Source organism: Mesorhizobium sp. WSM4810 (genome assembly GCF_055811235.1).
The window spans coordinates 174,019-194,851 of sequence record NZ_JBVVQV010000006.1; the positions used below are offsets into that span (position 1 = coordinate 174,019).

A 20,833-nucleotide genomic window follows, 5' to 3' on the forward strand; every position below is an offset into this window, starting at 1 on the left:
GCATAGTGGTGTAAGGCCAATCGCAGATGTCCGAGATTGGCAGTTGCGTCGCGCATACCGGGTGGCGGCTGATGCCAAATCGCAAACCTTCGAGATTGGCTGAAACGCTCCTCACTTCGTCATCCTAGGGCGAAGCAAGGAGCGAAGCGACGCGGCGCAGACCCTAGGATCCATGCCGTGACCTTCGAGCCTTGCAGCGCTGAACGGCTAGACAAAACCTCACCATTTCCTGACTTCTCAGTTATCTTGTCTTTCCCCGCAGGGCAACGATCGCCGCCGCCGTCTCCTCGATCGAGCGGCGGCTGACGTCGATCATCGGCCAGCCATGCCGCGTGCAGATCTGGCGGGCGTAGGCGAGTTCCTCGCTGATAGCCGCGCGGTCGACATAGTCGGTCGGCTCGTAGGCACTGGTGTTGCCGAGGATGCGGTTCTGGCGCACCTGCGAGATGCGCTCGGCGGTGGCGATCAGCCCGACGATCAGCGGCTTCGTGGCGTTGACCAGGCTTTCCGGCACCGGCACGCCGATCACGATCGGGATGTTGGCGGTCTTGATGCCGCGATTGGCGAGATAGATGCTGGTCGGCGTCTTCGAGGTGCGCGAAATGCCGACCAGCACAATGTCGGCATCATCCATATTGGCAGGCAGCTGGCCGTCATCATGCTCCATGGTGAAGTTGAGCGCGTCGATGCGGCGGAAATATTCGGCGTCCAGCACATGCTGGGCGCCGACGCGGCGGCCGGCCGGCGTGCCGAGATAGGACTGGAACACGGTCAGCACCGGTTCCAGCACGGAGACGCAAGGCAGGCCCATGGCGGCGCAGCGCTCGTCGATGCCGCGGGCGAGCTTCTGGTCGACGACCGTGTAAAGGATGATGCCCGGCTCCTCCTCGATGTCCTCGAACACTTTCGTCACCTGCTTTTCGGTGCGGATCAGCGGGTAGATATGCTCGATGGCGCGCGCGTCCTTGTATTGCGCCGAAGCCGCGCGCCCGGCCGCCAGCAGCGTTTCACCGGTGGCATCGGAAATCAGGTGAAGGTGAAAGAAGCTCTGGGGTTTGTTCACAGGGTTACGTTCCAAGCTGTGGGCCGATGTGGATAAGGTCGGTCGGAAAGATCGGCCGGTTCGGGGCGACTGTATCAGATGCCGGTTTGTCCACAATTCGATGCGCTATTCGCTTCGTCGGGCGGCTGGGGACAAGTCCGGGGACGGGCTTTTTCGACTCGGCCTCATCCACAGGGCCATTTTCTCCAGGCGGGCGGTAACGCATTGTTCCCAGTCGGGAATTTCCAACTGTCCCCAAACTCCTCCTATCCGGCAGAAGAAGCGCGCGACAATATGCTGGCTGGCCTTTTCCGGGGCAAGGCGGGACAGGAGACAACCACCGATACCAACAGACTCTTAGAATCATAAGATTCCTAGAAATAGAATATTTAATTATAGAGAAGCCTGGAGAGGCGAGCGCTGAATGCCTGAAAACCGCATCATGCTGGACGTGTTGAGAGGCAAGGCGGTATCTCCGCCGCCGCTCTGGATGATGCGGCAGGCCGGCCGCTATCTGCCGGAATATCGCGAGACACGCAGGCGGGCCGGATCGTTCCTCGATCTTTGCTATAATCCCGATCTTGCCGTGGAAGTGACGCTGCAGCCGATCGAGCGTTTCGGCTTCGATGCATCGATCCTATTTTCCGATATCCTGGTCGTGCCGCATGCGCTGGGCCGCGACGTGCGCTTCGAAGAGGGACGCGGACCGTTGTTGACGCCGATCTCGGCGACGGAGATTGCGGCTCTCGACGGCGAAACGTTTCACGTGAATCTCGAATCGGTCTACGAGACGGTCAGGCGGCTGCGGGCAAAACTGCCTGATCAAACGACGCTGATCGGCTTCTGCGGCGCGCCGTGGACCGTGGCGACCTATATGATCGCCGGCCACGGCACCTCAGATCAGGCCCCGGCCAGGCTGTTTGCCTATCGCGAGCCGGCGGCTTTCCTGCAATTGCTGAACGTGCTCGCCGATCACTCTGCTGCCTATCTGATCCGCCAGATCGAAGCCGGCGCCGATGTGGTGCAGATTTTTGACTCGTGGTCCGGCGTGCTCGACGAAGTTTCTTTCGAGGCGTTTTGCGTCAGGCCGGTGGTGGAGATCGTCAGGCAGGTTCGGGCCGTCCATCCCGACATTCCGATCATCGGCTTTCCCAAGGGCGCCGGCGCCCACTACCGCAGCTATCGCCAAAAAACCGGCGTGACCGGGCTGGGGCTCGACTGGACCGTGCCGTTGACGACGGCGAGGGAACTGCAGCGCGACGGCGCCGTGCAGGGCAATCTCGATCCGCTGCGGCTGGTGGCGGGCGGCAAGGCGCTTTCAGACGGTGTCGACGCAATCCTGAAAGCACTGGGCGATCGACCGCTGATCTTCAATCTCGGCCATGGCATCACGCCGGAAACGCCGATCGCGCATGTCGAGGCGATGGTGAAGATGGTGCGGGCGCATCGATGACCGACATGAACAACGCCAACAGTGGTGCGGGCAGCAGCGGTGGTGCAGCGATGCGTCGAGCACCGATCGCCATCGTCATCTTCCTCGTCCTGGCGGCGCTTCTGTTCCTGTTCGGGCCGGATGATTTCTATCCCTGGGCAAAGGCGATCCATGTCATCGCCGTCATCTCCTGGATGGCGGGCATGCTCTATCTGCCGCGGCTGCTGGTTTATCATGCCGACGCGGAAAAGGGCTCCGTCCAGTCGGAGACCTTCAAGGTGATGGAGCGCCGGCTGCTGCGCGGCATCATCAATCCAGCCATGATCATCACCTGGGTGTTTGGCCTCTGGCTTGCCTGGAAAGGTTTTGGTTTTCAGGGTGGCTGGCTGCATGCCAAGATCGCCGCGGTGCTCGGCCTCTCGGCCGTTCATGGCTATCTGGCCGGCGCGGTACGCAAATTCGCCGAGGACCGCAACGAAAAGCCCGCGAAGCACTGGCGGATCGTCAATGAGATTCCCACATTGCTGATGATCGTCATCGTCGTGCTGGTCATCGTGAAGCCGTTTTGACGATTTGTGTCTGTTTCGGGCGTTGCGCTGCCCCTCACCTGCCTGCCGGCATCCTCTCCCCGTATAGTGACGGGGAGAGGGGCGCTGTGATTGATGGCTTCGCCAATATCCAGGGTTGCAGTATGTGCGCCAAGATTGCGGCCAAGCCCCTTCTCCCCGTCACTATACGGGAGAAGGTCCCGGCAGGGGGTTGAGGGGCGGTGCCGAGATTCGCAATTGATCGCTTCCAAGCGACTTGCTCTTTCAGTCGACCAACGATAAAAGACGGGTCTTCCTTCCCGTCATGCGCCGCCCCATTCATCGCTTCGGCCGCGCCCGGCATTTGTCGCATCCCGCCGATATTTTCCCCATACTTACTCACTCAGAGTCCGTCTAATGATGCAAGAAATGAAACTCACAGAGTTCAAGAACAAGAAACCGCCAGAGCTGATCGCTTATGCCGAATCGCTCGAGGTCGAGAACGCCAGTGTCATGCGCAAGCAGGAACTGATGTTCGCGATCCTGAAGCGGCTGGCGACCCAAGATATCGAGATCATCGGTGACGGGGTCGTCGAAGTGCTGCAGGACGGGTTTGGCTTCCTGCGCTCGGCCAATGCCAATTACCTGCCAGGCCCGGACGATATCTATATCTCGCCGTCGCAGATCCGCCGGTTCTCGCTGAAGACCGGCGACACGGTCGAGGGCCCGATCCGCAGCCCGAAGGAGGGCGAGCGCTATTTCGCGCTGCTCAAGGTCAACACGATCAATTTCGACGACCCGGAAAAGATCCGCCACAAGATCCATTTCGACAATCTGACGCCGCTTTACCCGACCTCGCGGCTGAAGATGGAAATGGACGTTCCGACCTCGAAGGACATCTCGGCCCGCGTCATCGACCTGGTGGCGCCGCTCGGCAAGGGCCAGCGCGCCCTGATCGTGGCGCAGCCGCGCACCGGCAAGACGGTGCTGTTGCAGAACATCGCCCATTCGATCACCACCAATCATCCCGAATGCTACCTGATCGTGCTGTTGATCGACGAGCGGCCGGAAGAAGTCACCGACATGCAGCGCTCGGTGAAGGGCGAGGTCGTCTCCTCGACCTTCGACGAGCCGGCGGTGCGCCACGTCCAGGTCGCCGAAATGGTGATCGAGAAGGCCAAGCGCCTGGTCGAGCACGGGCGCGACGTCGTCATCCTGCTGGATTCGATCACCCGCCTCGGCCGCGCCTACAACACCGTGGTGCCGTCGTCCGGCAAGGTGCTGACCGGCGGCGTCGACGCCAATGCGCTGCAGCGGCCGAAGCGCTTCTTCGGCGCCGCCCGCAACATCGAGGAAGGCGGCTCGCTGACCATCATCGCCACCGCGCTGATCGACACCGGCAGCCGCATGGACGAGGTCATCTTCGAAGAGTTCAAGGGCACCGGCAATTCGGAAATCGTGCTCGACCGCAAGGTGGCGGACAAGCGCATCTATCCGGCCATGGACATCCTCAAGTCCGGCACCCGCAAGGAAGATCTTTTGGTCGCCCGCCAGGACCTGCAAAAAATCTTCGTGCTGCGCCGCATCCTGGCGCCGATGGGCACCACCGACGCCATCGAGTTCCTCATCGACAAGCTCAAGCAGACCAAGACCAACGCGGATTTCTTCGATTCGATGAATACGTAAGGGGCTGGCGCCTCTTGCCTTCTCCCCTGCGGGAGAAGGTGGATCGGCGCAGCATCCCTCTCCTATCCGCGCCGCAACCGACGCTCGAGTTCCTCGGCGTCCGTTATTACCGGCAGGCAGAGCTGCCCCGTGCACAGCCAGGCGCCGGGCTTGCTCGTTGGCGGCAGAACGCCGCCTGGCAGGATCGGTAGGTTTGTCGCCGAGCCGACCGGCACGATCGTGTCGATCCGGCGCGGGTCGGGATTTCGATTCGCTACCGGAACAAGCGTTGGATTCTCATAACTATCCACCAACACCAGCTTCAACGGCTCGAGCACCAAGGCACAGGCGTTGACGATTCCCGCCTGGCCATAGGCCTGATGCGCCGCCCGGCCGGCTGCGTGTTCGGCGATCCTCCAGGTTTTTTCCTGCAATTCGAGATCGCCGGAAAGCGACGACAATCGAACCATGGCCTCGATGACCTGGCCGGTGGCTGAAGGAATGGCCTCGTCGGCATCGCCCCTGATACGGATCGGCACATCGCTGCTGTCCGACGCGGTCAGGTAGTAGCCGGTGTTGTTCTCATCGCTATGCCATTGGTCGAGCTGCGCGATGAATTGGCCAGCCAGTTCGGCATAAGTCGATGTGCCGGTGGCCTCGAAAAGCGAGATCGCGGCGTTGGTCATGGCGCCGTAATCGCTCGCCAGCGCCGGAAACAGCTTCTTGGCGCCAAGCATCGAATGCGGCAGGCGACCGTCTCGACCGGCGCTGGCAATGGCAGCAAAGGCCTGTTCCGCTGCCTCGATCCAGTCGATCCGTTTCAGGGCGCGCCCGGCTTCGGCGAGAGCGGCGATCACCAGGCCGTTCCAGTCGGTCAGGATTTTTCCGTCGCGCCCGGGCCTGACGCGCTGCTCCCTGGCCGCCAGCAGTTTTTCTCTGAGCGGAACGAGCCGGTCGCGATCGGCAACGCTTTGTTTTTGCTGGGCCGCAGTCTGGTGGATGATCGGCTTGCCCTCCCAGCCATGCGGGCCGGAAAGCGTGAAGTATCGGAAAAACAAGGCTGATTCGTCGCCGAGAGCGGTTTCGATCTCATCCTTGCTCCAGGTGTAGAACAACCCCTCCTCGCCCTCGCTGTCGGCGTCCAAGCTGGCAGCGAATGCGCTGCCTTCGACGCGCATCTCGCGCAACAGCCAGTCGACCGTGTCTTCGATTCGTATCCGGCACAATTCATTGCCGGTTGCCGCATAAGCCCAGTTGCACAGCCGGATGAGCTGTGCGTTGTCGTAGAGCATCTTTTCGAAATGCGGCACCAGCCATTCGGCATCGGTCGAATAGCGGCTGAGGCCGCCGCCGACATGGTCATAGATGCCGCCTGCCAGCATCTTTTCGAGGCTGAGCAGGACAGCGTCGCGATGGGCTGTGGCGCCGTCGCGCAGCCAGGACAGCCACAGCGTCTGCATGAACGGCGCATTGGGGAATTTGGGCGCGCCGCGCAGGCCGCCCAGATCCCTGTCGATCATGCCGTCGATGCCGTTGGCGAGCGTCGCGAGCGTGTCACGGTCGAGCACCGCCTTGGCATGGCTGCCGGCCAGCCGCGCCTCGACATGCGTGGTCAGGCCGGCAGCGCTTTGGTTAACGCTTTCTTTCTTCTCCCGCCACGCCTTGTCGACCGCCTCCAGCACCTGTACGAAGCCTGGGCGGCCGTAACGGGCTTCGCGCGGAAAATAGGTGCCGCCCCAGAAAGGTTTTCCGTCCGGTGTCAAAAACATTGTCAGCGGCCATCCGCCCTGCTCGCCCATCGCCGACAATGCCGCCATATAGATCTGGTCGATGTCCGGCCGCTCTTCGCGATCGACCTTGATATTGACGAACAGACGGTTCATGACGGCGGCGACGTCGGCGTTCTCAAAACTCTCGTGCGCCATGACATGGCACCAGTGGCAGGCGGCGTAGCCGACCGAGAGCAGGATCGGCCGCTCAAGCGCCCTTGCTTCGGCGAGCGATGCCGGCGACCACGCCCGCCAATGCACGGGGTTGTCGCTGTGCTGCTGCAGATAGGGGCTGGCCTCTTCGGCAAGCAGGTTTTTCGCGGGCAACGTCACTGTTGATAACTCGGCAATCTGTTGGTGAACAAGCGAAGCTAGGGCGGTTGTGCTGGGTCGGCAAATGATTTCAGGTAATTCCATTGTTGCCCTGTCGAGCGGCCGCCTGCCCGCCGGGGTTGCCGTGATCCGCATTTCCGGCCCGCAAAGTCGATTCGTCGTAGAAACGATTGCTGGCCCCAAGGTCAAGAACCGTGTTGCCGCCTATTGCCAGTTCAGGGCGCCGGACGGATCGGTGCTCGACAGCGGGCTGGTCGTTTTCTTTGCCGGCCCAAACAGTTTTACCGGCGAAGATGTCGCCGAATTCCACGTCCATGGCGGGCGGGCCGTGGTGGCGAAGATGCTGGAGGTGATCGCCGGCTTCGACGGCGTCAGACATGCCGAGCCGGGCGAGTTCACCCGCCGCGCCTTTCTCAATGGCAAGGTCGATTTGGTCGAGACCGAGGCGCTGGCCGATCTCGTCAATGCCGAGACTGAGGCGCAGCGGCGTTTTGCCGTGCAGAATGCCGAAGGCGTGCAGAGCGAGCTCTACCTCGCCTGGCGCCGTCGGCTGATTCATGCGCGGGCGATGATCGAGGCAGAAATTGATTTTGCCGACGAAGACGATGTGCCCGGTTCCGTTGCAGAGACGGTCTGGTCCGACGTCCGCGCGATGATCGGCGAGATCGAGCGTCATGTCCAAGGCTTCCGGGCCGCCGAAATCATCCGTGACGGCTTTGAGGTCGTCATTCTTGGTGCGCCGAATGCCGGCAAATCGAGCCTGTTCAACGCTCTGGCCCGGCGCGAGGCGGCAATCGTCACCGAAGAGCCCGGCACCACCCGCGATCTGCTCGAAGTGGTGCTGGATCTGGAGGGGATGCGGGTAAGAGTGACGGATACCGCCGGCTTGCGTGAAACGCCCGGCAGGATTGAGGCGATCGGTATCGAAAGGGCGAGGAGCAAGGCCGGCACTGCCGATCTGTTGCTGGTGCTCGAGGATATGGCGGAGCCGGTGGCGATCGGCGCAATACCACCTGATGTCCCGGCCTTGAGGATCGGGACGAAGGCCGATTTGCTGCGGGATGAATCGCTTGTGGCGCGCTACGACACGGTTATCTCGACCAAGGACGGCACCGGGCTGGCGGAATTGCTGGCCGAGATCGGCCGTCGCGCCGCAGCGCAGGTCGGCCAGGCCGGCGATATCCTGCCGTCGCGGCTGCGGCACGTCGAACTGCTCAACGAGACGAAGTGCTTCTTGCTGGCGGCAGCGGCAGAGGATGGGCGCGGGCAGGAATTGCGGGCAGAGGAATTGCGGCTGGCGGCGGATCGGCTTGGCCGCATTGTTGGAGCGGTCGATGTCGAGGACATGCTGGACGTCATCTTTGCGCAGTTCTGCATCGGAAAATGACTCACGTGAAACATTGCAGGCTGGCCGGCTTTGGATGATTCACGTGAAACGTCGGCCAAGAACACGGTCGGCACTGTTTCACGTGAAACGATCCACCAGGGCAATCGCCTCATTCTACGCTCCGGGCCGACGTACGGCTCTCCTTCTCCCCTTGTGGGAGAAAGTGGCCTCGCGAAGCGAGGTCGGATGAGGGGTGCTCCAGCTTGGCACCGACGGCACTCCGTCCAGCACCCCTCTTCCGTCTCGGCGCTGCGCGCCAATCCACCTTCTCCCACAAGGGGAGAGAAAGAAGAAGGCGCCTGCTGTTCTTGACAGCGCGCGCCTCCCGGCACATGTGTCGGTCAACCTGAATCTGGAACACTAAAAATGACCGATCACTATGATGTGGTTGTGGTGGGCGGCGGCCATGCTGGTTGCGAGGCGGCCAGTGCTGCCGCGCGCGCTGGCGCGAAGACTGCCCTGGTGACGCTGCGCTTCGAGACGATCGGCGTCATGTCGTGCAATCCGGCGATCGGCGGGCTCGGCAAGGGCCATCTGGTTCGCGAGATCGATGCCATGGACGGGCTGATGGGGCGCGTCGCCGATGCGGCCGGCATCCAGTTCCGTCTGCTCAACCGCCGCAAGGGCCCGGCAGTTCGCGGGCCGCGGACGCAAGCCGACAGAAAACTCTATCGGCTCGCCATGCAAGCGGCGATACGCGAACAGGCCGGCCTCGACGTGGTCGAGGGCGAGGTCCTGGATTTCGAAATCGCCAATGAGCGCCTGGCGGCGGTGCTGCTGGCGGATGGCCGCCGGTTTGGCTGCGGCGCCGTGGTGCTGACCACCGGCACTTTCCTGCGCGGGCTGATCCATATCGGCGAGAAGAAGATCGTTGCCGGCCGCATGAACGAGCAGGCCAGCCTCGGCCTGTCGGCGACGATGAGCCGCGCCGGCTTCAAGCTCGGACGGCTGAAGACCGGCACGCCGCCGCGGTTGGACGGACGAACGATCGATTGGGCGTCGCTGGAGAGCCAGGCGGCGGATGACGACCCGGTGCCGTTCTCGCTGATGACCGACCGCATCGACAATCCACAGATCCATTGCGGCATCACGCGCACGACGGCGGCTACACATGAGCTGATCCGCGCCAATCTGGGCCGTTCGGCGATGTATTCCGGCTCGATCGAAGGGGTGGGGCCGCGTTACTGCCCGTCGATCGAGGACAAGATCGTCAAGTTCGGCGACCGCGAAGGCCACCAGATTTTTCTCGAGCCGGAAGGGCTGGACGACGATACCGTCTACCCGAATGGCATTTCGACCTCGCTGCCCGAGGACGTGCAACTCGACATTTTGAAGACCATCCCGGGTCTGGAACGTGCAACGATGCTGCAGCCCGGCTATGCCATCGAGTACGATCATGTCGATCCGCGCGAGCTCAAGCCGACGCTGGAAACCAAGCGGATCGCCGGTCTTTTTCTGGCCGGGCAGATCAACGGCACCACCGGTTACGAGGAGGCGGGGGCGCAGGGGTTGTTGGCCGGCCTCAACGCCGCGCGCAAAACGTCGGCAAGCGACCAGATCGTGCTCAGCCGCACCGAGGCCTATATCGGGGTGATGGTCGACGACCTGACCAGCCGTGGCATCGCCGAACCGTATCGGATGTTCACTTCGCGGGCCGAGTTCCGGCTGTCGCTGCGCGCCGACAATGCCGATGAGCGGCTGACGCCGCTGGCGATGAAGCTCGGGATAGCCTCGCAGGAGCGGATGCAACGGTTTAGCGATATCGTGCAGAACCTTGAAAATGCGAGGGACCTTGCGCTTGGCTTCACCATGACCCCGAATGAAGCGGCGCGTCATGGGCTGGAGATCAACCGGGACGGGGTGCGCCGCTCGGCCTATGAATTGCTGGCCTATCCCGGCGTCGACGTCGCTTGGCTGGCCCGGATCGCCCCGCAGTTTGCGGGCATTGACAGCAAAACGGCAGAGCGCCTTGAAACGGAAGCGAAATATTCAGTCTATCTCGACCGCCAGCAAGCCGACGTCACGCAGATCAGGCAAGAGGAGAGCCGATTGATCCCGGCGTCGCTCGACTTTGCTTCCGTTCCGGGCCTGTCCAACGAGCTGAAGCAAAAGATGCTGTCGCGCCAGCCGCGCTCGATCGCCGACGCACAGCGTATGGAAGGCATGACGCCGGCGGCACTGGCAATCATTGTCGCGCATGTCCGCAACGCCGAGGCTGCCACGCGAAGGAATGTTGCGTGAGCGCTGCCTCATGGGCGGGCCTGCAATCGGCTGCCGGTCCGGTTTCACGTGAAACATTCGAACGCCTGGTAGAGTTCGAGACGGTCTTTCAGAAATGGAACCGCCGGATAAACCTGGCGGCGCAGTCGACGCAAGGCGACGTCTGGCGCCGCCACATCCTCGACAGCGCGCAGCTGGCGCGAATCAAACCAGACGCGAAGCGCTGGCTCGATCTCGGCTCCGGTGGCGGTTTTCCCGGCCTGGTGCTGGCGTTCCTGCTTGCCGAGCGCGACGGCGCCAGCATCGACCTGGTTGAAAGCAATCGGAAAAAGGCATCGTTCCTGCAAGCGGTCGTCGGCCAGTTCAACCTGCCGGCCAGGGTCGTCGCACGGCGCATCGACGACGCGTATCCGTTTGTTTCAACACCTCAAATCGTTACCGCCAGAGCGCTGGCGTCGCTTCCGGTGTTGCTCGAACTGGCGGCGCCGTGGCTGACGACGGGCACCTGCGGCCTGTTCCACAAAGGCCGGGATTACCGAACCGAATTGGCAGAAAGCGCTCAACGATGGTCGTTCGATCTGGTAGAACATGCCAGCGCGACCGACGCTCATGGCGTCATCCTCGAACTGTCTGATTTGCGCCAACTGACTTAGATCGGCGACCTCGGCATGAATTTCTGGCATAGACCCATGATGAAGAATGGCCCCCGAATCATCACCGTAGCCAACCAGAAGGGCGGCGTCGGCAAGACGACGACCGCCATCAATCTGGCCACGGCGCTGGCGGCGATCGGCGAGCGGGTGCTGATCGTCGATCTCGACCCGCAAGGCAACGCCAGCACCGGTCTCGGCATCGACCGGCGCGACCGCACCGTTTCCTCCTACGACGTGCTGACCGGCGAGCTCGATCTGGAGGCGGCGGCGATCCCGACGGCGGTGCCGGGACTGTCGATCGTGCCGTCGACGCTCGACCTGCTCGGCATCGAAATGGAGATCGCCTCGGCGCCGGACCGGGTGCTGCGGCTGCGCAACGCCTTGAGCGCCTCGGCCGAGCGCTCGGCGAATTTTGGCTATGTGCTGATCGATTGCCCGCCGTCGCTCAATCTGCTGACGCTGAACTCGATGGCGGCAGCCGATTCGGTGCTGGTGCCGCTGCAATGCGAGTTCTTTGCGCTCGAGGGCCTGAGCCAGCTTTTGGAGACGGTCGAGCAGGTCCGCCGCTCGATCAATCCCGAGCTGACCATCCAGGGCATCGTGCTGACCATGTTCGACGGGCGCAACAACCTCGCCAACCAGGTGGTGCAGGACGTGCGGGCGCATATGGGCGACAAGGTCTATGAAACCGTCATCCCGCGCAATGTGCGCGTCTCCGAGGCGCCGTCCTACGGCAAGCCGGCGATCCTCTACGACCTCAAATGCTCCGGCAGCCAAGCCTATCTGCAGCTTGCCTCCGAGGTGATCCGCCGCGAGCGCAAACTGCGCGCCGCTTAGAAGCCGAATTGATACCGAAACGATCTGGACAGACGATGAGCGAAGACCTTTCGAGAAAAAGACTGGGCCGGGGACTGGCGGCGCTGATCGGCGAAATCGATCGTCCGGCAGCAGTGGAAAAGCCGGGCATGAATGCCGACGGCAAGGTGCCGATCGAGTTCCTGAGCCCGAACCCAAAGAATCCACGCCGGCATTTCGGCGACGCCGACCTGACCGATCTTGCCCAGTCGATCCGCGAACATGGCGTGGTGCAGCCGGTGGTGGCGCGGCCATCGCCGACGCAGGCTGGCCGCTACGAGATCATCGCCGGCGAGCGGCGCTGGCGCGCCGCGCAGCGCGCCGGGCTGAGCGAGATCCCGATCATCGTGCGCGATGTCAACGATCGCACCGCGCTCGAACTGGCGATCATCGAGAACGTCCAGCGCACCGACCTCAATCCGGTCGAGGAGGCGATGGGCTACCAGCAGCTGATCGACGATCACGGCTACACCCAGGCCGATCTCGGCCAGGTGATCGGCAAGAGTCGCAGCCATGTCGCCAACACGCTGCGGCTGTTGAAGCTGCCGGACGTGATCCGTGACATGCTGGTCGACGGCGCGCTGTCGGCTGGCCATGCCCGTACATTGGTGACGGCGCAGGATCCGGCGGGCCTGGCCAAGCGCATCGTCGAGGACGGGCTTTCGGTGCGCCAGGCCGAAGCGCTGGCGCAGATGCCGGCGGGTGCGCCGACGGTGAAGCGACAGCCTGCAGCACCGGTGCAAAAGGATGCTGATACGCGGGCGCTGGAAAAGTTCATGACCGACACGCTCGGCATGTTCGTCACGATCGAGCACAACGAGCGCGGCGGCGTGATCAGCGTCGCCTATCGGACGCTGGAGCAACTCGACGAGCTTTGCCGGCGGCTGAAGCAGGAGGGGTAATTAGCCGGCAAAGAGCCTCGGGTCCCGCTTGTTTTAGACGAGGATCGGCGACCTTATAGGCTAGCTGCTCCAGCGTTTGCGCCGCTCCTCACCTGCCTGCCGGCATCCTCTCCCCGTATAGTGACGGGGAGAGGGGGCTGTCATCGACGGCTTCGCCAATCACCAACGTTGCCGATAAGAGGCCGGCAGGGCAATGAGGGGCGGCGATTGCCAGCCCTTCCCTTTTCTAGCGCCGGTGATTGGCGAAATCGTCGAGGCTGCTGATCTCCCTCCCTGAGGGGGAGATGGCCGGCAGGCCAGAAGGGGTCGCCTCACATCAAGCGCCGGCACCTTGCTGAAGCGAAGAAGATGTCGGCGCTCCACGCGCTGCGACCCCCTCTGTCGCCTTCGGCGACATCTCCCCCTCAAGGGGGGAGATCAGGTGCGCGCCAGTCTTGCGCTCTCCACGGCGATGCCGAGCAGCGCCTGCCGGGCCAGCGCGACCGCGAGGTCCGGCCGGCGCCGGGTCTGCAGCACCGCCGTCTGCAGGCGGTTGAGCGCGCGGGCGAGCGCCTCGCTGCTCCAGCGTTCGAGGGCTTTTTCGACCAGCTTGCGCCGCGCGAAAAAAACCGGCGGGCGCGCCGCGGCGACGACCGAAGCGGCGTTGCGGCCGCCGGCGTCCATCAGGCCGCGCATTGCCTGGATCGCCTGCAGCTGCCGCATCGCCGACGACAGCACCAGAAATGCCTGGCCGCCGGACTGGCAGTGACGGGTGAAGGCGATGTCGAAGTCGCCGACCTTGCCGTCGAGCAAGGCATCGACGGCGTCATCGAAGGACAGGCCAGAGACGTCGCCCGACGTCGCCTTGACGTCATCGAGGCCGATTTCGCTCTGGCCGTGGGCATAGAGCACCAGCTTTTCGATCTCGCCGCGCGAGGCCAGCCGGTCACCACCGAGGTTGCGGCGCAGCGCCTGGCGGGCTTCCAGCGTCATCGACATGCCGGCCTTGCGCAATTCGTCGTCGATGACCGTATCGATGTCCCGCGCCTCGTCGGCGTAGCACGGCAGCGCCATGGCAATGTCCGCCGCCTCGACAATGGCGCGCAGCCCGACGCCCTTCTTCAGGTCGCCGGCCTCGATCAGGATGATGGCGTCACGCGGCGGCTCCGCGGTCAGCGCCTTGACGTCGTCGGCAAGCGCCTTCTGGCCGGACGCATTGCGCACCCAGAGCAGGCGCCGGTCCGAAAACATCGGCACGGTGCGGGCCTCGTCGAGCAGGCGGCCCTCGTCGCGATCGACTTCCGAACCGTCCAGCCTGACCACGGAGAACGGATCGTCGAGCGGCAGGCCGGTCTTGCCGGCAAAGGCGCGGGCGCGCTCGGCGACCAGCCCGCGGTCGGGCCCGTAGAGCAGGACGATCGAGACACGCGGGTCCGGCCGCGCCAACCACGAATCGACCTCGTAACCTTTCTTCTGTGCCATGGGTTCTGGGTTAGCATGATGCGGGCGAGGGTGAAACGATAGGTGGGCAATCGCTGCGGACAAACGATGAGGAGCGTGATCTCCCCTCTTGTGGGGGAGATGTCCGGCAGGACAGAGGGGGGCGCTGTCCCGCCGACCTCTCAATCGATCGCAAATCACGCCCCCAGGCATGGTCCCGGTTAATCGCAAATGAACAAGGTGGCGTTCCTTCAGGTCCCCCTCTGCCCTGCCGGGCATCTCCCCCACAACGGGGGATTGGCAGCTCCGGCCGCAGCGCACAGCGCCAATCCCTAATCATTGTCCAATCTGGCGGGAAACCCGGCGCAATCATGCGCCAAATTGCGCGCAGAGCCGGAAGATCGACAAGAAATTTCGCTGACATATCTTCATCCTGACAGGTGCTGCTGGCGGCGCGGTGGTTGGCCGGAAGCCTTGCCCGACGAATTGGCACTGGTCTGCCGGTGTGCAAGTATCTTGGCCGGGCAACATGGGAGGACGAAGGTCATGGCCGATGCGGGAATGTTGCGCTTCCATGTGCCGGAGCCCGAGGTGCGACCGGGCGGGACGCCGGATTTTTCTGATGTGACCATCCCCAAGGCCGGCTCGGTGCCGCGTCCCGAGATCGATGTCGATCCGCGTGATATCCGCGATCTGGCGTTTTCGATCATCCGCGTGCTCAACCGCGCCGGCGAAGCCGTCGGGCCGTGGGCCGGCCTGCTTTCCGACGACGAGTTGCTGGAAGGCCTGCGCCATATGATGACGCTGCGCAGCTTCGACGCGCGCATGCAGATGGCGCAGCGCCAGGGCAAGACCTCGTTCTACATGCAGCATCTCGGCGAAGAGGCGGTGAGCTGCGCCTTCCGCAAGGCGCTGGCGCCGGGCGACATGAATTTTCCGACCTATCGGCAGGCCGGCCTGCTCATCGCCGACGGCTATCCGATGGTCACGATGATGAATCAGATCTATTCGAACGAGGCCGATCCGCTGAAGGGACGGCAGCTGCCGATCATGTATTCGTCGAAGGAGCACGGCTTCTTCTCGATCTCCGGCAATCTGGCGACGCAATATATCCAGGCGGTCGGCTGGGCGATGGCTTCGGCGATCAGCAATGATTCGAAGATCGCCGCCGCCTGGATCGGCGACGGCTCGACGGCCGAGTCCGACTTCCATTCGGCGCTGGTGTTCGCCTCGACCTACAAGGCGCCGGTCGTGCTCAACGTCGTCAACAACCAGTGGGCGATCTCGACCTTCCAGGGCATCGCCCGCGGCGGCTCCGGCACATTTGCCGCCCGCGGCCTCGGCTTTGGCATTCCGTCGCTTCGGGTCGACGGCAACGATTATCTCGCCGTCCACGCGGTGGCCAAATGGGCGGCGGAGCGGGCGCGGAAAAATCTTGGGCCGACGCTGGTCGAATATGTCACCTATCGCGTCGGCGCGCATTCAAGCTCCGACGATCCGTCGGCCTACCGGCCGAAGGCCGAATCCGACGCCTGGCCGCTCGGCGACCCGATCGTCAGGCTGAAGAACCATCTCATCCAGCGCGGCGTCTGGTCGGACGAGCGCCACACCCAGGCCGAGGCGGAAATCCTCGAAACGGTGATCGCGGCGCAAAGGGAGGCCGAGCGCCACGGCACGCTGCATGCCGGCGGCAAGCCTTCGACGCGCGACATGTTCGAAGGCGTCTATGGTGAGATGCCGCCGCATCTCAGACGCCAGCGCCAGCAGGCGGGGGTCTGACCATGCCAAGACGGACCATGATCGAGGCGATCCGCGACGCCATGGACGTCTCGATGGGGCGCGACGAACGTGTCATCGTGTTCGGCGAGGATGTCGGCTTTTTCGGCGGCGTCTTTCGCTGCACCCAAGGCCTGCAGGCGAAATACGGCAAGAGCCGCTGCTTCGACACGCCGATCAGCGAAGCCGGCATCGTCGGCTCGGCCATCGGCATGGCCGCCTACGGCCTGAAACCTTGCGTCGAGGTGCAGTTTGCCGACTATGTTTATCCGGCCTATGACCAGATCGTCTCGGAGGCGGCGCGGCTGCGTTATCGCTCGAACGGCGATTTCACCTGCCCGATCGTGGTGCGGATGCCGACCGGCGGCGGCATTTTTGGTGGCCAGACCCACAGCCAGAGCCCGGAGGCGCTGTTCACCCATGTCTCCGGCCTGAAGGTCGTCGTGCCGTCCAATCCGCATGACGCCAAGGGTCTTCTGATCGCGGCGATAGAGGATCCCGATCCGGTGATCTTCCTGGAGCCGAAGCGGCTCTACAACGGTCCGTTCGATGGCCATCACGAGCGCCCGGTGACGCCATGGTCGAAGCACGAACTCGGCGAGGTCGCCGACGGGCATTACACGGTCCCGCTCGGCAGGGCGGTGATCCGTCGGCCGGGCGCCGCGGTCACCGTGCTGGCCTACGGCACGATGGTCTATGTCGCGCAGGCGGCGGCCGAGGAGACCGGCATCGACGCCGAGATCATCGATCTGAGGACGCTGCTGCCGCTCGATCTCGAGACGATCGTCGATTCGGTCAACAGGACAGGCCGCTGCGTGATCGTGCACGAGGCGACGCTGACATCCGGCTTCGGCGCCGAACTGTCGGCGCTGGTGCAGGAAAACTGCTTCTACCATCTGGAAGCGCCCGTGGTGCGGGTCGCCGGCTGGGACACGCCCTATCCGCATGCGCAGGAATGGGACTATTTTCCCGGTCCGGCCAGGCTCGGCCGCGCGCTCGTCGAAACGATGGAGGCCTGACGATGGCAGGCAGAGTCTCAGACCAATTGCCAATGGTGGCGCCGCCCCTCATCCGCCTGCCGGCACCTTCTCCCCGTGCAGAACGGGGAGAAGGGACTGGCCGCCACGCCGGCGATCCCCCTCTCCCCGTTTTTCACGGGGGTCCGAAGGACGGGCGAGACAAGCGGCTCGCCCTGGAATGGGCAAGGGTGAGGGGCAGCGCAAACGCCTCGGTAAGGGGGACCTGACGATGGGCGAGTATGTGATCAAGCTGCCCGATGTCGGCGAAGGCGTCGCCGAGGCCGAGCTGGTCGAGTGGCAGGTCAAGGTCGGCGATCTCGTGCGCGAGGACGCGGTGCTTGCCGCCGTCATGACCGACAAGGCGACGGTCGAGATTCCTTCGCCAGTCGACGGCGAGATCGTCTGGCTGGGTGCGGAGATCGGCGACACGGTGGCGATCGGCTCGCCCATTGTACGCTTGAAGGTGGCCGGCGAGGGCAATGTGAAGGCAGCTGCGGAGCCGGGCGGCGAGGCGGGCGCCAAGATTACCGACCGCAGTACCCCCACCCCTGGCCCCTCCCCACAAGGGGGAGGGGGACGCGCTTCGGCCGCCGAAGCCAGTGCCAAAGCGGCACCGCACCCGTCCCCGCCCGGAAAAATCACTGAGCGTGAGGTTGCATCGGCGACGGAATCCCCCTCCCCCTTGTGGGGAGGGGTTAGGGGTGGGGGTCCTGCGCCCGTCGCCGCGCCGCGTCCCGAAGGTGAAAGGCCGCTGGCCTCGCCGGCCGTCCGCCTCAGGGCAAAGGAGGCCGGCGTCGATCTCCGACAGGTCAGGGGAAGCGGCCCGGCCGGCCGCATTCTCCACGAGGACATCGACGCCTTCCTGGCGCGCGGACCGCAGCTTGCGAAGGTCTCCGGCCTCGCCCGCAACGAGGCGGTCGAGGACATCAAGATCATCGGGCTCAGGCGCAAGATCGCCGAGAAGATGGCGCTGGCCAAGTCGCGCATCCCGCACATCACCTATGTCGAGGAGATCGACGTCACGGCATTGGAGGATTTGCGCGCGGCGCTCAACAAGGAGAAGCGCGGCGGCGTGGAGCGGCCGAAGCTGACGCTGCTGCCGTTCCTGATGCGGGCGATGGTCAAGGCGATCGCCGACCAGCCCAAAATCAACGCGCTGTTCGACGACGAGGCCGGCATCGTCCACCAGCATGGCGGCGTCCATATCGGCATTGCCGCGCAGACGCCTTCGGGGCTGGTGGTGCCGGTGGTCAAGCACGCCGAGGCACGCGACATCTGGGACTGCGCCGCCGAGGTTTTCAGGCTCGCCGAGGCGGCCAGGTCAGGCACGGCGGCGCGCGACGAACTGTCGGGATCGACGATCACCATCACCTCGCTCGGCGCCATGGGCGGGGTGGCGACGACGCCGGTGATCAATCATCCGGAAGTGGCGATCCTCGGCGTCAACAAGATGATGGTGCGGCCGGTGTGGGACGGCACCCAGTTCATGCCGCGCAAGATGATGAACCTGTCCTCCAGCTTCGACCACCGCGTCATCGACGGCTGGGACGCGGCGGTGTTTATTCAACGGATCAAGACGCTGCTGGAGACCCCGGCGCTGATTTTTGTGGGTTGAGATGATGAACAGGAGATCGCAGGGGCGCAGAATGAGAGCAGTAGCGATCCTTCGCGCCCCCCTCTGTCCTGCCGGACATCTCCCCCTCAAGGGGGGAGATCGGCTGTCATCCCGACTTTCGCTAATCTCCAGCGTTGCAGGACCAAGCGGAGCGCCAAAGCTGCCAATCTCCCCCCTTGAGGGGGAGATGGCCGGCAGGCCAGAGGGGGGTGCTGTCCCGCCGGCTCGACCAACCAGGGTGCCATGATGAAGGAAATATCCTGCAAGCTGCTCGTCATCGGCGCCGGTCCGGGCGGCTATGTCTGCGCCATCCGCGCCGGCCAGCTCGGCATCGACACGGTTATCGTCGAGTTCGGCAAGCCGGGCGGCACCTGCCTCAATGTCGGCTGCATTCCGTCCAAGGCGCTGATCCATGCGGCCGAGGAGTTCGAGAAAATCTCGCACATGGCGAGCGGCAAGAGCCCGCTCGGCATTTCAATCGCCACGCCGTCGATTGATCTCGAAGCGACCATCGCCTGGAAGGACGGTATTGTTAGCCGGCTTAACAGCGGCGTTGCCGGCCTGCTCAAGAAGGCCGGGGTCAAGACCGTGCATGGCTGGGCGAAATTCCGTGACGGCAAGACCGTCGAGGTCCAGACCGAGACTGGCATGCAGGTCGTCCGCGCCGAGATGGTGGTGATCGCGACCGGCTCGGCGGCGGTCGAGCTGCCGTCACTGCCGTTCGGTGGGCCGGTAATCTCGTCCACCGAAGCGCTGGAACTGAGCGAAGTGCCGGAAAGGCTTGCCGTCGTCGGTGGCGGCTATATCGGGCTCGAGCTCGGCATCGCCTTCGCCAAGCTGGGCGCCAAGGTGAGCGTGGTCGAGTCCTTGCCGCGCGTGCTGGCGCAATATGATGCCGAGCTGACCCGGCCGGTGGTGAAGCGGCTCACCGAGCTCGGCATCGAGGTGCTCGTGAACGCCAAGGCCAAGGGCCTGTCGGGCAAGGGCGATGCCTTGCTGGTCGAAACGACGACCGGCAAGAATGCCAAAATCGCCGCCGACAGGATCCTGGTCACCGTCGGGCGCAAGCCGGTGGTCGAAGACTGGGGGCTGGAGCAGATCGACCTCGACATGGCGGGCAAATTCATCCGCATCGACGACCAGTGCCGCACCTCGATGCGCGGCATCTTTGCCATTGGCGACGTCACCGGTGAGCCGATGCTGGCGCACCGGGCGATGGCGCAAGGCGAAATGGTCGCCGAGATCGTCGCCGGCCACAAGCGCAGCTGGGACAAGCGCTCAATTCCCGCCATCTGCTTCACCGATCCGGAGCTGGTCACCGCCGGCCTGTCGCCGGAGGAGGCCAAGAGGCTCGGCGGCGAGATCAAGGTCGGCCTGTTTCCGTTCGCCGCCAATGGCCGGGCGATGACCAAGCTGAGTGAGGATGGCTTCGTCCGGGTTGTCGCCCGCGCCGACAACCATCTGGTGCTCGGCATCCAGGCGGTCGGCCAGGGCGTGTCGGAACTGTCGACGGCGTTCGGCCTGGCGCTGGAAATGGGCGCGCGGCTGGAGGATATCGCCGGCACCATCCATGCCCATCCGACACAGGGCGAGGGTTTTCAGGAGGCGGCGCTGAAGGCGCTTGGGCGGGTGTTGCATGTTTGAGAGCTGGCTGGCCTCACGGCGGATTCGAACCTCGTTCGGTCGAGTTCCTTCGCGCCCCCCTCTGTCCTGCCGGACATCTCCCCCACTTGGGGGGAGATCGGCAGCCTCGCCGTCCCGCCCTACTTTAAGCGTTGGAGATTGGCGAAAGCGGAGATGCCGGCCAATCTCCCCCCAAGTGGGGGAGATGCCCGGTAGGGCAGAGGGGGGCGCTGTCCCACCGATCTCTGGTCAGCGAGCACCTAACCCGCAAGCCGGCTAACCATCTCGTGCTGCGCATAGGCGCGGCCGAAGCGGTTGGCGAGGAACGCGTCGAGCGCGATGTCTTCCTGCTTGATAAAACCCTGCGCCGGCAAGCTGCCGTCGGCCAGCATGTCGAGCACAGCGCAGATGGCGGAGGCGGTGGTGATCTGGATGGCGCTGCGCACCTTGTCGCCGACGCGCTTGGCGTAGATCTTGTTGGCGTAGGTTTCCTGCAGCAGGGGGCCCCGCATTGGGCCGCGGACCGGGGCCAACAGGATGTACACCCCCAGCGGCGGCGCCCGCAGGGGGCGCGGAAAAAATTATTTAAGCAGGGG

The 20,833-nt window shown here is 64.0% G+C and carries 15 protein-coding genes and 1 pseudogene; 12 read left to right on the forward strand and 4 right to left on the reverse strand.

What is annotated here, in order from left to right; all coding sequences use genetic code 11:
• Window positions 1-241 precede the first annotated feature (241 nt).
• Window positions 242-1,063: a pyruvate, water dikinase regulatory protein gene (locus tag AC0L3O_RS11780; protein ID WP_023802686.1), complete on the reverse strand. Its 822-nt coding sequence runs from the start codon at window positions 1,061-1,063 to the stop codon at window positions 242-244.
• 403 nt (window positions 1,064-1,466) lie between these two features.
• On the opposite strand from AC0L3O_RS11780, the gene hemE reads away from it, so the two are divergent.
• The 3 genes from hemE (at window position 1,467) to rho (ending at window position 4,687) form a co-directional block, all read left to right on the forward strand.
• Complete coding sequence (hemE, locus tag AC0L3O_RS11785) at window positions 1,467-2,495, forward strand: uroporphyrinogen decarboxylase (protein WP_128183868.1); 1,029 nt, start codon at window positions 1,467-1,469, stop codon at window positions 2,493-2,495.
• Window positions 2,492-3,043 (forward strand): protoporphyrinogen oxidase HemJ, encoded by a 552-nt coding sequence (gene hemJ, locus AC0L3O_RS11790; protein ID WP_473615642.1) that lies wholly within the window; start codon window positions 2,492-2,494, stop codon window positions 3,041-3,043. The genes hemE and hemJ overlap by 4 nt, the downstream gene beginning before the upstream one ends.
• Window positions 3,044-3,421: 378 nt before the next feature.
• Window positions 3,422-4,687, forward strand: a complete 1,266-nt coding sequence (rho, locus tag AC0L3O_RS11795) for a transcription termination factor Rho (protein WP_027153631.1) — start codon at window positions 3,422-3,424, stop codon at window positions 4,685-4,687.
• Window positions 4,688-4,749: 62 nt separating this feature from the next.
• Here the strand turns inward: rho and AC0L3O_RS11800 are convergent, their stop codons facing one another.
• Complete coding sequence (locus tag AC0L3O_RS11800; protein WP_473615644.1) at window positions 4,750-6,768, reverse strand: thioredoxin domain-containing protein; 2,019 nt, start codon at window positions 6,766-6,768, stop codon at window positions 4,750-4,752.
• 64 nt (window positions 6,769-6,832) lie between these two features.
• Between AC0L3O_RS11800 and mnmE the strand changes: the two genes are divergently transcribed.
• The 5 genes from mnmE to AC0L3O_RS11825 all read left to right on the forward strand — a co-directional run bounded on the left by mnmE (window position 6,833) and on the right by AC0L3O_RS11825 (window position 12,785).
• The gene (mnmE, locus tag AC0L3O_RS11805; protein ID WP_473615645.1) at window positions 6,833-8,155 is read left to right on the forward strand and encodes a tRNA uridine-5-carboxymethylaminomethyl(34) synthesis GTPase MnmE; all 1,323 of its coding nucleotides are present in this window, start codon (window positions 6,833-6,835) and stop codon (window positions 8,153-8,155) included.
• A gap of 366 nt (window positions 8,156-8,521) precedes the next feature.
• Complete coding sequence (gene mnmG, locus AC0L3O_RS11810; protein ID WP_473615646.1) at window positions 8,522-10,396, forward strand: tRNA uridine-5-carboxymethylaminomethyl(34) synthesis enzyme MnmG; 1,875 nt, start codon at window positions 8,522-8,524, stop codon at window positions 10,394-10,396.
• Window positions 10,393-11,028, forward strand: a complete 636-nt coding sequence (rsmG, locus tag AC0L3O_RS11815) for a 16S rRNA (guanine(527)-N(7))-methyltransferase RsmG (protein WP_128171034.1) — start codon at window positions 10,393-10,395, stop codon at window positions 11,026-11,028. The genes mnmG and rsmG overlap by 4 nt, the downstream gene beginning before the upstream one ends.
• 36 nt (window positions 11,029-11,064) lie before the next feature.
• A complete protein-coding gene (locus AC0L3O_RS11820; protein WP_473536365.1) occupies window positions 11,065-11,865 on the forward strand; it encodes a ParA family protein in 801 nt (266 codons plus the stop codon).
• A 35-nt stretch (window positions 11,866-11,900) separates the two neighbouring features.
• Window positions 11,901-12,785 (forward strand): ParB/RepB/Spo0J family partition protein, encoded by an 885-nt coding sequence (locus AC0L3O_RS11825; RefSeq protein WP_128245761.1) that lies wholly within the window; start codon window positions 11,901-11,903, stop codon window positions 12,783-12,785.
• Between the two features lie 417 nt (window positions 12,786-13,202).
• Here the strand turns inward: AC0L3O_RS11825 and holA are convergent, their stop codons facing one another.
• Complete coding sequence (gene holA, locus AC0L3O_RS11830) at window positions 13,203-14,246, reverse strand: DNA polymerase III subunit delta (protein WP_287240046.1); 1,044 nt, start codon at window positions 14,244-14,246, stop codon at window positions 13,203-13,205.
• Between the two features lie 504 nt (window positions 14,247-14,750).
• Between holA and AC0L3O_RS11835 the strand changes: the two genes are divergently transcribed.
• The 4 genes from AC0L3O_RS11835 to lpdA all read left to right on the forward strand — a co-directional run bounded on the left by AC0L3O_RS11835 (window position 14,751) and on the right by lpdA (window position 20,258).
• Window positions 14,751-15,983, forward strand: coding sequence for a 3-methyl-2-oxobutanoate dehydrogenase (2-methylpropanoyl-transferring) subunit alpha (locus AC0L3O_RS11835; RefSeq protein WP_128176560.1), 1,233 nt, complete (start codon window positions 14,751-14,753; stop codon window positions 15,981-15,983).
• A 2-nt stretch (window positions 15,984-15,985) separates the two neighbouring features.
• Window positions 15,986-16,999 (forward strand): alpha-ketoacid dehydrogenase subunit beta, encoded by a 1,014-nt coding sequence (locus AC0L3O_RS11840; protein ID WP_027153639.1) that lies wholly within the window; start codon window positions 15,986-15,988, stop codon window positions 16,997-16,999.
• 229 nt (window positions 17,000-17,228) lie between these two features.
• Window positions 17,229-18,614 (forward strand): dihydrolipoamide acetyltransferase family protein, encoded by a 1,386-nt coding sequence (locus tag AC0L3O_RS11845; protein WP_473615648.1) that lies wholly within the window; start codon window positions 17,229-17,231, stop codon window positions 18,612-18,614.
• Window positions 18,615-18,860: 246 nt separating this feature from the next.
• On the forward strand, window positions 18,861-20,258 hold the full coding sequence (gene lpdA, locus AC0L3O_RS11850; RefSeq protein ID WP_473615728.1) for a dihydrolipoyl dehydrogenase: 1,398 nt from the start codon (window positions 18,861-18,863) through the stop codon (window positions 20,256-20,258).
• Between the two features lie 239 nt (window positions 20,259-20,497).
• Here lpdA and AC0L3O_RS11855 read toward each other — a convergent pair.
• Window positions 20,498-20,760 (reverse strand): annotated as a pseudogene (locus tag AC0L3O_RS11855) (saccharopine dehydrogenase family protein); the annotation flags it as partial.
• Between the last annotated feature and the right edge of the window lie 73 nt (window positions 20,761-20,833).